Below are 951 nucleotides of genomic sequence, written 5' to 3'. Positions count from 1 at the left end.
GTTTTATAATTCAAACATCTACTATTAGGAAAAGAGAATATTTTACAATTAATTTACAGCATAAATTTTGTCCATCTTTTAGACGATATGTATTTTGGAGGAGGTTAATTTGATTTTTTCAAAACTCATTGATCGATACGCCTTGTATGATTTGCACAAAAAAAGAAGTGTAAAGTTTCAGTATACTTCTCTTTCTAACACCTCACTATATATAAAGGACATAGAATTTTTTTATAAAGTAAAACCATCTCATATTCATTTTAACATTAAGCATTTAAAACAAGAAAAGGGATACATGGTTGGACAATTCAAATATAAAAGCTCGGTTCAATCTGGTGATTCACGCAACGATTCTGTCACTGGGGAATTATTTTTACATAAAAATGAAGATGCACCTCATGTCATCTTTGTTCACGGTTGGAGAATGGATTCTAACGAACGTGTAAAAAAAATATTCCACGACCATATGACCAACTTGAAGTGGAATATGTATTATTTCACTTTACCATATCATTTTGACAGAAAACCGAACCAATCCCTATACAGTGGAGAGTACATGGTAAGTGCCAATGTTGAACGAACTGTAGAAGCAACTAGACAAGCGGTAGCTGATTTACGAACTTTGATCAAATGGATTAAAGAAAATAAAAATGGTCCCTTGGTTTTAATAGGAATCAGTTTAGGTGGAGTTATTACTAACTTAACATCTCTTGTTGAACCAGAAATTGATGTGTTAGCATCCATTTTCTACGCGAATCGACTCTCTTATTCAATTTGGAAGACAAATCCAGGTAAATTTATTAGAGAAGATTTGGAACATCATGGTGTTACGTATGATGATTTAATAGCTTATTGGAAAATCACTGAACCGAGTCAAGCGTTACCAAAAGTAAAAAAAGAAAATATTTTATTAATTTCAGGTAAGCACGATCTATATGTGCACTCTGAGGA

Annotated in this window: 1 protein-coding gene; it reads left to right on the top strand. The window is 32.2% G+C overall.

Translation table 11 applies throughout. The annotated features are described in order from the left end of the window. Positions 1 to 109: 109 nt before the first annotated feature. On the top strand, positions 110 to 951 hold an 842-nt coding region (locus tag AC1DJR_RS31550), incomplete at its 3' end, for an alpha/beta hydrolase (RefSeq protein ID WP_477004424.1).

It is taken from the genome of Bacillus sp. 05T31, from assembly GCF_056396725.1.
The sequence above is the reverse complement of the archived record's forward strand: the minus strand, read 5'-3'. Positions and strand labels throughout refer to the sequence as shown.